General features: G+C 40.6%; 10 protein-coding genes. 4 read left to right on the top strand and 6 right to left on the bottom strand.

The genetic code is table 11. From position 1 onward, the window contains the following. Positions 1 to 156 precede the first annotated feature (156 nt). Positions 157 to 1,311: a TraB/GumN family protein gene (locus HGJ91_RS03865; protein WP_291346383.1), complete on the top strand. Its 1,155-nt coding sequence runs from the start codon at positions 157 to 159 to the stop codon at positions 1,309 to 1,311. A gap of 56 nt (positions 1,312 to 1,367) precedes the next feature. Here the strand turns inward: HGJ91_RS03865 and purN are convergent, their stop codons facing one another. After that, a complete protein-coding gene (purN, locus tag HGJ91_RS03860; protein WP_291346382.1) occupies positions 1,368 to 2,087 on the bottom strand; it encodes a phosphoribosylglycinamide formyltransferase in 720 nt (239 codons plus the stop codon). A 21-nt stretch (positions 2,088 to 2,108) separates the two neighbouring features. Then, a complete protein-coding gene (locus tag HGJ91_RS03855) occupies positions 2,109 to 2,330 on the bottom strand; it encodes a hypothetical protein (RefSeq protein WP_291346381.1) in 222 nt (73 codons plus the stop codon). Between the two features lie 85 nt (positions 2,331 to 2,415). Here HGJ91_RS03855 and polA point away from each other — a divergent pair, with 85 nt between their 5' ends. From polA to HGJ91_RS03840, 3 genes are all read left to right on the top strand, one after another. Continuing rightward, a complete protein-coding gene (gene polA / locus HGJ91_RS03850; RefSeq protein ID WP_291346380.1) occupies positions 2,416 to 5,097 on the top strand; it encodes a DNA polymerase I in 2,682 nt (893 codons plus the stop codon). A gap of 66 nt (positions 5,098 to 5,163) precedes the next feature. Continuing rightward, the gene (locus HGJ91_RS03845; protein ID WP_291346379.1) at positions 5,164 to 7,059 is read left to right on the top strand and encodes a PAS domain-containing sensor histidine kinase; all 1,896 of its coding nucleotides are present in this window, start codon (positions 5,164 to 5,166) and stop codon (positions 7,057 to 7,059) included. A gap of 143 nt (positions 7,060 to 7,202) precedes the next feature. Then, on the top strand, positions 7,203 to 8,030 hold the full coding sequence (locus tag HGJ91_RS03840; RefSeq protein WP_291346378.1) for an NAD(+)/NADH kinase: 828 nt from the start codon (positions 7,203 to 7,205) through the stop codon (positions 8,028 to 8,030). Position 8,031: 1 nt separating this feature from the next. Here HGJ91_RS03840 and leuD read toward each other — a convergent pair whose 3' ends face one another. From leuD to HGJ91_RS03820, 4 genes are all read right to left on the bottom strand, one after another. Continuing rightward, positions 8,032 to 8,556: a 3-isopropylmalate dehydratase small subunit gene (leuD, locus tag HGJ91_RS03835; protein ID WP_291346377.1), complete on the bottom strand. Its 525-nt coding sequence runs from the start codon at positions 8,554 to 8,556 to the stop codon at positions 8,032 to 8,034. A gap of 2 nt (positions 8,557 to 8,558) precedes the next feature. Further along, on the bottom strand, positions 8,559 to 9,854 hold the full coding sequence (locus HGJ91_RS03830; protein WP_291346376.1) for a 3-isopropylmalate dehydratase large subunit: 1,296 nt from the start codon (positions 9,852 to 9,854) through the stop codon (positions 8,559 to 8,561). A 15-nt stretch (positions 9,855 to 9,869) separates the two neighbouring features. Further along, the gene (locus HGJ91_RS03825) at positions 9,870 to 10,454 is read right to left on the bottom strand and encodes an XRE family transcriptional regulator (RefSeq protein ID WP_291346375.1); all 585 of its coding nucleotides are present in this window, start codon (positions 10,452 to 10,454) and stop codon (positions 9,870 to 9,872) included. Between the two features lie 72 nt (positions 10,455 to 10,526). Then, on the bottom strand, positions 10,527 to 11,177 hold the full coding sequence (locus HGJ91_RS03820) for a YigZ family protein (protein ID WP_291346374.1): 651 nt from the start codon (positions 11,175 to 11,177) through the stop codon (positions 10,527 to 10,529). Positions 11,178 to 11,206: the final 29 nt, after the last annotated feature.

Genomic DNA, 11,206 nt, shown 5'->3' with positions numbered 1-11,206 from the left:
GATTTTATATTGCCATGAATCAGATAATGGTTATAATACGAGTCTATTTTAATTGATTTGAAAAGGTTTATAAGGTTCATGGAAAATTCCTCCCCAGAAAGATCGGGCAAATCGGGTAAACCGGATAAAGTAAATAAAGAGAAAAAAAAAGACAGCATGATAAATCAAATATCCTGCAATGGAAAAGAAATAATTCTAATCGGCACTGCCCATGTGTCAAGACAAAGCGCTAAGCTTGTGGAAGATACCATCCACGAACAAACTCCGGACACAGTCTGTGTTGAACTTTGTGGGACAAGGCTTGCATCACTCAAAGATGCGGACAGATGGCGCAACATGGATATTGTAAAGGTCATTAAAGAAAAAAAAGCACTGCTGTTGTTCATAAACCTTCTTTTGGCCTCTTTCCAGAAAAAAATGGCTGACAAATTTGATATCAAACCCGGCCAGGAAATGATCAATGCCATCAAGGCAGCGGAGGAAATCAATGCCTTGATCGTTCCATCGGATCGTGAAATCCAAATCACCCTTTCACGGGTCTGGAGAGGAATGGGGCTGTGGGAAAAATTAAAGCTCGTGTTCTCTCTTATCTTCTCTTTTGGTGCTTCGGATGACATTGAAGAGGAAGATATTGAAAAGATGAAACAGGAAGATATCCTACAAACTCTTTTGGCTGATGTGAAAAAGACACATCCTATTATTGAAAAATCCCTGATCAATGAAAGGGACCAGTTCCTGGCAGAAAAAATCAGGTCTGCCCCGGGTAAAAAAATCGTTGCTGTTGTGGGTGCTGCCCATGCCCCGGGAATTAAAAGATATCTTGCCGGCAATGAAAAGATAGACCTTGATGAACTCAATAAGATTCCCCCTTCGGGGAAGGCCGGGAAAATTTTAAAATGGGCTATCCCGGCAGCCATTTTCCTGCTGTTCGCAGCAGGATTTCTAATGGAAGGCAAAAATGCAGGAACTGATATGGTCTGGATCTGGATCGCTGCAAATGGTATTTTTGCGGGAATTGGTGCTATTCTTGCGCTTGCTCATCCCCTTACCATTATCTCATCAATCATTGCAGCCCCTTTAACCTCTTTGAATCCTATGATTGCGGCTGGCTGGGTATCCGGGCTTGTAGAAGCCTTTTCCAGAAAACCAAAAGTAAAAGATCTTGAAGCAATCCCTGAAGATATCGTATCCATAAAAGGCTTCTGGCGCAATAATGTAACCCGGATTCTTCTGGTGGTTATTTTTACTAACCTGGGGTCGACCATAGGAACCATGACAGCCGTACCATTGATGCTCAAACTGATCAACTGACTGCCGAATGGCAGATCCCTTTTTGCCCCCGGGGTTTGATGTGAAAAATCCGTTCGTTAAAAGGAATCAGCAAATTTTTGAATACAGTGGGGGTAAAGTTTCCACTCTTTTTTAAGGCCTTTTCTCTTTATATCATCAAGGGTATCATCATCTTCGATTTCAAATGCTTTTTGACCGATAATGGGACCTGTATCTTCCCCGTAATCAATAAAGTGGACTGTACAGCCACCCACCTTACAGCCGTAAGCAAAGGTGTCTCCATATCCATCCGTGCCCGGAAAAGAAGGAAGAAGCGCCGGATGAATATTCATTATTTTATACCTCCCCGGATCTGTGTTGATCCTGTCAATAAAATAGGGTGTCAACACCCGCATAAATCCTGCCAGGACGAGAAGATCCACATTATAAGCAAGAATTATATCCAGAAACTTTCTTTCTGCGATGGCACGGCTTTTTAAAAAAAAAGCAATCTGTTCTTTTGATGCATCCCCTGCAACCAGTTGTTGTTTTGACTGAATCTCTTCTAAATTGAAATCCTTTGGGAGATCTGTGTCATTTATTCCTTTTTTACAGGACTGAATAATTTGAGAATAATCCACTACAAAGGTATCAATATTGGCTTTTTGAGCACGTTCCAGCCCCTTCACACCGGGACTGTCAGAACCTGTAAAAAGAATATTGGCATCAATCGAGTTGTTAAGGCATGCATCGATAATTGCCTGAAGGTTTGTCCCACCGCCTGATATCAAAGTCCCAACACTAATTTTCTTTGCCATAGTATCTCCTTTTAAGAATTCTTATTGATTGCCATACCCATTCTGTTCTCCACAATCAGGGCATTTCCAGGTAATCCCGTTGCAGGTCATGCCCCAAAGATTCTCATACATGCATTCCTGGCACATAGAGAATCCGCACCTGCAATTCCAGCAAAACATAAATTCCTGATCACAACAATGACATTGTTTTGACTTTTTCTCACGCCTTTTTTCTTTTCTTGTTTTAACTTTTTGATTCATCATACAAATATACTTCTCCTTTAATAAAAAAGATAGTATATATGCCTTTGATTGAATAAAAATTCAATATCTAAAAAAGGATGTTACTATGGTAGATCCAAAAAAAATATTCCTCATCGACGGCAGTGCTTTCTTGTATCGCGCATTTCATGCCATCAGAAGTCTTTCCACATCTAAAGGGCATCCGACCAATGCCACATTTGGTTTTACCAGAATCCTGTTAAAATTACTAAAGGATAACAGTCCTGAATATGCCGTTGTTCTGTTTGATGTTAAAGGTCCTACATTCAGACATAAAATGTATGATCAATACAAGGCCAACCGCCCACCCATGCCCGAAGAACTGGCAGCTCAGATTCCTGATATCAAACGAATCATCGAAGCATTAAATATTCCCATTGTTGAAAAACAGGGGTTTGAAGCAGACGATCTTGTGGGGACATATTCAAAACTTGCACAGAAAAAAGGGTTTGAGGTGGTCATGGTGACCGGTGATAAAGACTTTATCCAGCTGATTACCGAAAAATGCACCCTGTGGGACCCCATGAAAGACACCATAAAAGATGTGGAACAAATAAAAGAAGATATGGGAATAGAACCCGGGCAGTTTATCGATGTTCTGGGGCTTGCCGGAGACAGTGCGGACAATATTCCCGGTGTCCAGGGAATTGGACCCAAAACGGCGATAAAGCTGATTTCCCAATTTGGCTCCATTGAAAATATCTATGAAAATCTTGACAGCCTTAAAAAGAAGAAAAAATTATATGAAAATCTTTTCAACAGCAAACATATTGTATTCTTAAGCCGTAAGCTTGCCACCATTGATACATCTGTTATCGTAAAAAAAGACCTTAAAGATTTCAAGTTGAAAGCGTTTGACAGGAAAAAAGCATTCGAATTATTCCAGGAACTTGAATTCAAAGCCCTTGCCACCCAATTTGCACAAAATGCAGATAAATCCGAAAAAATATATAAACTGATAACAGCAACCAAAGAGCTTGAAAAACTAGCCCAGGTTCTTGAAAACAAAGAGATTTTTGCCATTGATACGGAAACCACTTCCAAGCATCCAATGAAGGCGCAGCTCGTGGGGATCTCCTTTTCTTTCAGGGAAAACCAGGGGTTTTACATTCCCATCGGACACACCTTTCCCGACGAATTCGAGCAACCTGACAAAGACGACATATTGAGAATTTTCAAACCTGTCCTTGAAAACCAGGAAATTAAAAAAGTCGGACAAAACATCAAGTATGATTATATTGTCCTGTCAAAATTCGGTATTGTCATGCAGGGTATTGCCTTTGATACCATGATTGCATCTTATCTTTTAAATCCGTCTGTAAGGGGTCACAGTCTTGACAGTATTGCTATGAACCTTTTTGGCTATAAAACCATTTCCTATGAAGAGGTAGCAGGTAAAGGTAAAAACCAGATCGGTTTCCAGGAAGTCCCTATTTCCGAAGCAGTGAATTATGCCAGTGAAGATGCTGACATCACTTTTATGGCTTATCAGCAGTTTAAAAAAGAAATAAAGGATCAGGGCTTTTCCGATCTGATGGAGAAGATCGAGGTACCCCTTATCACGGTTTTAGGCAACATGGAAATGGAAGGAATTAAAGTGGATAAGAATGCTTTAAAGCATCTTTCCAACACCTTTAATTTGGAACTGAAAAACCTTAAAAAAGAAATCTATTCCCTTGCCGGGGAAGAATTTAATATCAATTCTTCCCAGCAGCTGGGCGTCATCCTGTTTGAAAAACTACACTTAAAAGTCATTAAAAAAACAAAAAAGAAGACCGGCTATTCAACGGATGTGGAAGTCCTTACCAAGCTTTCCCAAAGCCATGAACTGCCTGAAAAACTTTTAAGATACAGGACCCTTGGCAAGCTCAAATCAACCTATGTAGATGCCTTGCAAAAACTCATCAATAAAAAGACGGGGAGAATCCATACCTCATTTAATCAAACCATTACCGTGACAGGCCGTCTAAGCAGTTCCACGCCAAATCTTCAAAATATTCCCATCCGGAAAAAGGAAGGTAAAAAAATCCGGAAAGCCTTTATCCCCAAAAGTGGCCATGTGCTGATTTCAGCAGACTATTCCCAAATAGAACTTCGAATCCTGGCCCATTGCGCCCAAGATGAAATCCTCATTGAAGCATTTAACAATGGTGAAGATATTCACACCAGGACTGCCCTGGAAATCTTCCAGGTTTTGCCCGAATTTGTCACTCAGGATTTAAGGAACCAGGCCAAAACCATTAATTTCGGCATTATATACGGCATGAGCGGATTCAGACTAGCCAATGATCTGGATATCAGTCGTAAAATGGCCAATACCTATATTGATAATTATTTCAAACGGTATTCCGGTGTAAAGAAATTCATTGATGACACCATAGAAGAGACTAAAAAAACCTGTGAGGTCCATACGATCTTTGGCAGAAAGCGGCGCCTGGATGATATCAATTCTTCCAATGTCCACATTCGAAACTTCGCACAGCGGGCAGCCGTCAACACTCCTATTCAGGGCAGTGCTGCCGATTTAATCAAACTGGCCATGATAAAAATGGAGGCTGCCTTACAAAAAAACAACATGGCCTCAAAAATGCTCCTGTCCGTCCATGATGAAATCATATTTGAAACCCCGTTTGAAGAAAAAGACCAATTGATTGAGCTTGCAAAAAATGTCATGGAAAATGTTCATCCCCTTAAAGTCCCATTAGAAGTCAATTTCGGAACCGGTGAAAACTGGGCCCAAGCACATTAACAGGGTAATCACACTTTACGGAAAGCTAATGTTTTTTTTAATCATCCAATTTTTTAAAAGGTAAGAATGTTAAGTGATCTAATCGCCCAAAATATTCCTCTGGGAGTAATTTTGACACAGGATGGCAAAATTTGTCATATGAACGAATGGGCATACCAATTTACAGGATATTCAGTTACAGAAGTCGAAAACAAATCTTTTCTTGACTTGGTTCACCCTGAAGACCATAAAAAACTTACCACCAGAGACAATGATATAATGACAGGCCAGTACCACCCTAAGAAACTCAGGTATAGAATCATAGGCAAAAAAGGAGATATATTTTGGATCAGAATCAGATCTAGGGTTGTTGAATACTGTGGAAAGCCGGCCCTGATTTCATTTCTGATTGATGAAACTCAAAACAAAATACATGAGGAATCATTAAAAAAAAGTGAGGAAAGATATCGGGAGCTAGTGGAAAATCTTGCTGAAGGCATCGTCGTAGTAAGAGAGGGAGAAATTTGTTTTATCAACAAAACGTTAAGAGACAAACTGGGATTCCCGATGGAAAGCATTGTTGGAACTTCTTTTTTAGACTTTATACATCCTGATGATATGGCAAATATACTCGACAGATACCAACGGCGGATAAAAGGGGAAAAAATGGCGGATGCCTATGAAGTAAGGTTGGTAAAGCCAGGTGGGGAAGAGATAAACTGCGAGTTAAGGTCTTCTTTGATTTCATGGGAAGGTAAGCCTGCTACCCAGACGGCAATCCTTGATATCGGTGAAAGAAAAAAAGCTGAAAAAGAAAAAGAAAAATTGGAGAAGCGACTTGTCCGCATGGAAAAAATGGAGGCCTTGGGTCTTCTGGCTGGTGGTGTTGCTCATGATTTGAATAATGTTCTTTCGGGGATTGTCTCTTATCCCGAAATTTTGTTGATAGGCCTTCCCAAAGATCATCGTTTTAGAAAACCTTTGGATTTGATTCACACCTCCGGGTTAAAGGCATCTGCCATAGTTAGCGATCTTTTGACTCTTGCACGGCGAGGGGTGATGGCTACCGAAGTAATAAACCTGAATAACATTATTGTGGATTACTTAAAGTCTCCCGAGCATCATAACCTGTTATCCTATTATACTAATATTAGGATAGAAACCAACCTTGCCCAAAACCTGGTTAACATAGACGGGTCCGAGATCCACTTGCGAACAACAATCATGAACCTGGTCTCCAATGCTGCTGAAGCCCAACCGTCTGGAGGAAAAATTATAATTTCTACCGGGAATCAGCATATTGATAAACCCATACAAGGATATGAATCGATAAAAAAAGGAGAGTTTGCCGTTGTTACCATTGAAGACAAGGGGGTCGGGATCAATGGTAAAGATCTGCAAAGGATATTTGAACCATTTTATACAAAAAAAATAATGGGCCGCAGTGGAACTGGGCTTGGCATGGCAGTCGTGTGGGGAACTGTTCAGGATCATTACGGTTATATTAATATTGAAAGTATCGAAAACAAAGGCACGAAATTTTGTCTGTACTTTCCAATTTTAAGACAGAAAATTGCAAAGAGAAGCAAACCACTCCCTATCGAAGAATATGCGGGAAACAAAGAAACCATCCTGGTTGTGGACGATGTAAAAGAACAAAGGCAGATTGCAAAAATTATTTTGACCCGACTGAACTACACAGTTGAAACTGTGTCTAGCGGAGAGGAGGCTATTGAATATTTGGAAAATTATCCTTGTGATCTTTTGTTATTGGATATGATAATGGACCCCGGTATTGACGGGCTTGAAACCTATAGGAGAATTAGAAAACTAAAATCCAGCCAAAAGGTTGTCATTGCAAGTGGCTTCTCAGAAAGCGAGAGGGTAAAAGAGGCCCAGAGACTGGGGGCAGGCCAATATATAAAAAAACCATATTCCGTTGAAAAAGTCGGCCTTGTGATCAAAGAAGAACTTGAAAAATAGTCTTTAAACACGTTTTCCCAATACCACATATGGTATATATAATTTTTCAAATCTACTGCGATCACTCGCCTTTAAACTTGACTTTATGGTGTATATACGGCAATAAACGTTGCAGATTACATGATGGAGGCAGTGAACAAATCATGAATACTAAACGGATCGGGCTTGTTATAAAAAATGATGCCCATGCTGAAAAAAAGGCCCGTGAGCTTAAAAAAAGACTGGGAAACCAGTGTGTTATCATCGATATCCAACAGTCAAAGAACAAAGACATTCCTGATGATCTTTTGTGCATGATTGTTCTGGGTGGAGACGGCACTTTTTTGAGTGCTGCGCGATTCATAGAAAACCGGGGAATTCCCCTGATGGGCGTCAAATTCGGTGAAGTCGGATTTCTGGCCGAGACCACTGAAGACGATCTTTTTAAAGCAGTCGCTTCACTGCTTGAAGGAAAATATCTCATCCAAAAAAGAACCCGTCTTAATATCAAAGTTGTGCGTGACAATGAACAAATTATTGATGTGGATGTCCTCAATGATGCGGTGATTAACAAATCAGCCCTGTCAAGGCTGGCTTCGTGTGCAGTATATCTTGATTCAACCTATTTGACAACTTACAGGGCTGATGGCCTGATTGTCGGAACTCCGACCGGCTCAACTGCTTATTCTCTGGCAGCTGGCGGACCTGTGGTGAACCCACAAGTTCCCTCCATTATCCTGACCCCGATCTGCCCGTTTACACTGACGAACAGACCATTGATCATACCGGACTCGACAAAAATTGAAATCCGTCTGGAAGGCAGTCCTGAAGATATAATCCTCACCCTTGACGGCCAGGAGGGATTTGAAATGGATCCAAAGGATAAAATCTTTATCAAAAAAAGCAAGGATGACATAAAGATGCTCTCTTTTGAAGAGCAGTCCTATTTTAAAGTTTTAAAAACCCGTCTTAAATGGAGCGGCGGAAGATAGGTTAATAATATTTATCTGCGTACTCTACCCATCCACCGGTCTTAATAAGGGCTCTGTCAAACTCTGAAATTTGAAATTCAATTTTTTTTGTTTGATTTTTTGATTGAACCATGATCACAGACGTTTCAATATCCACTGTGATCTGGACATTGCTCTTTCCAAATTCTTTAAAAATAGTATTGATCCGGTCTTTGGAAAGTTCAATGGCAAGCAGTCCGCAATTGAACATGTTCTGCCTGAATATTCTGGCAAAACTTGGGGCAATCACAACATTGATACCGTTTACTTCAAGTGCCCAGGGGGCATGTTCCCTTGATGATCCGCATCCGAAATTGTCTTGTGTAACAATCACAGCCCTGTCTTTAATATCTGTTTTTGGATGAAAGCCATCTAATTTTAAATCTTCAAGCAAATGCGGTTTCATGGCTGCTTTTTCAATTTCAGTGAGGTATTTGGCCGGAATGATTTCATCTGTATTGATATCTGAACGATCCAGAAACAACCCTTTTCCTTTAAATTCTTTCATTATTATCTTCCTTGTTCACAATAAAGACTGGAGTTAAAAATTTCGCCTTTAATCGCACTGGCTACTGCTGTTGCCGGGCTCATCAGATGAACCATGCCGCCCTTGCCCATGCGACCGTTGAAATTTCTATTGGTTGTGGCAGCCGCCACTTCACCATCTGCAAGAACTCCATTGCTCATGCCAAGACAGGCGCCGCAAGTGGGATTTGTCACGCAAAAGCCTGAATCCATGAAAATTTTAAGAATGCCTTCTTCCATGGCCTGTGAAAATATTTTAGGGGTGGCAGGAGATACAATCCCCCGGACATGGTCGTTGATGGTATGGCCGTCAAGCACTTTTGCGGCAATTCTTAAATCTTCAAGCCGGCCATTGGTACATGAACCGATATAGACCTGATCGAGCCGTATCCCTTTCATTTGGGATACGGGTTTTACATTGTCCGGCTTATATCCAAAGGTTGTTAACGGTTCAAGATCACTCACATCAATTGTTTTATGTTTTGCATAAACAGCATCATCATCCGATCTAAACCTGGAAAATGTATCCAGCGCAGCCTGCCTGCTCGAATAGTCGTCTTTAATAAACTCCCAGAGGTATTCAACCGTTGTCATATCAGGAAGGCATATCCCGCTTGTCGCACCTGCTTCAACCGCCATGTTGGAAAGGGTCATCCGCTGATCCATGGTCATCTCATCTACAATACTTCCTCTGAATTCAATGACCATATTGGTGGCCCCGTTTACGGTTATTTCTTTAATAACCTTAAGGATAATATCTTTGGCAAATACACCTTTTGGCAGCGTTCCAATAATCTCAATCTTATAGGTTTGCGGGGGTTTAAACGTACAGACGCCTTTTAAAATACCCACTTCAAGATCGGTGGTTCCGACACCGGCGGCAAAAGCCCCAAAAGCCCCATGTGTGCAGGTATGGGAATCTCCCATGATAATGGTGAATCCGGGATGGACAAATCCCTTCTCGGGAAATATGGCATGGCAGACGCCGTTATGGCCAATATCAAAAAAATCTTTGACCCCATGCCGGTTTGCCCATTCCCGCAGGATTTTACCCTGCAGGGCAGTTTTAGAATCCTTTGCAGGGCTCACATGATCAATAACCACTTTAATTTTATCCGGATCAAACACCCGGTCTTTTCCCCTTGACACAAGGTCCAGAATGGCTGTCGGAGTTGTGATTTCATGACAAAAAACCCTGTCCAGTTTCAAAACACTGACATCTCCAAAAGGCTCATCTGCTAAATGGGCTTTAAAAATTTTTTCGGCAATGGTTTTTCCCATTATTCTCTCCAAATATTATAATGTTTTATCTCCAAAATAATCTTCTCCATCAGCTGGGGTAACCACCCAGTATGCCTGGAAAATCTGATCGGATGAATTTTTAATTACATGAGGTATTTCCGAAAAAAAGGAAACGGAGTCGCCTTTATGAATTTCATATATCTCTTCACCATAAACAAGCTGTGCAGATCCCTCAACAACAATCCCCAGCTCACGTCCAAGGTGTCCGTCACTTGCATCACCTCTTTGCTGGCCAGGCGAAAGCTCCATAAAAAAGGCATTAAAAGAATGATTCCCCCTGGCCTGACTATCACCGCAAAGCTTTTCATATTTAAAGCCTTTTCGTTGATAAATCTTTCGGTCATCCCTTCTGATAATCTCAACCCGGGAATTGGTTTCATAGTCTTTAAAAAATTTATTCGGTGGAACACCATATACTTCCAAAATCTGTAACAGGGTATCCAGGGAAGGAGATATCCGGTTTCTTTCTATTTGCGACAACAAACTGGAACTGACACCGGCCTTTGCTGCAACTTCTTTAATCGTCAGTTGCCTTGAAGTTCTGATGGCTCTGAGAAGTGCACCGAGTTTTGTTTTCATAGACTTACCATTTTTAAGTATAATTAATTTAAATTTAATAATACTTAAATAAAAATGATTGTCAATATCTTTTTAAACTGAAATTTTATCCGCTTGCGGTATCCTGCTGAATTTCAATTTTCCCCGGGATTGATATTCAGAGAGAAGTCTGTCCACCCTGGCAAAATTTTTAAGTTCAATTTCAACCGTATGAACAATTTTATCGGTATAGGTCGTATCTTTAATCTGAGTTAAATCATTTTTTATCTGATTGAGAAGGGTATCATTAAATTCATAAGAAACCTCGATAAGCATGCTGACAGTCTGAACCAGTTTTTTAAGTTTTTTCAGCTCTATGGTATTTTTCACAGAAGCACCATAGGCATCAATCAATCCCCTTACACCCAGCTTGACGCCACCGAAATGCCGGGTCACAACAGCTGCAATATGGGCCATGTTATAGCTTTGCATTGTGTTCAGGATAGGTTTTCCAGCAGTTCCCGAGGGTTCTCCTGCATCAGAACAATGAAAAATATCCCCTTTTTCTCCCAAAATATATGCCCAGCAGTTATGGGTAGCAGTTTTATTCTCTTTTGCAATCCGGGAAATAACGTTTTTTGCTTTTTCAATGGATTCTACATATTCCAGAGTGCAAATGAAAATGGATCGTTTGATTTTTATGGTTGTTGTCCGTCGATGGTCAATTGAGTAAAAATAATTTTCATCCATCATGTCTTTATTCATACTCAACAATGGATATACCTCTTTTCATC

The sequence above is a fragment of the Desulfobacula sp. genome (genome assembly GCF_014237455.1).
Taxonomy (GTDB): domain Bacteria; phylum Desulfobacterota; class Desulfobacteria; order Desulfobacterales; family Desulfobacteraceae; genus Desulfobacula.
Note: the sequence above shows the minus strand (reverse complement) of the source record. Positions and strands in the feature narration are given on the sequence as shown.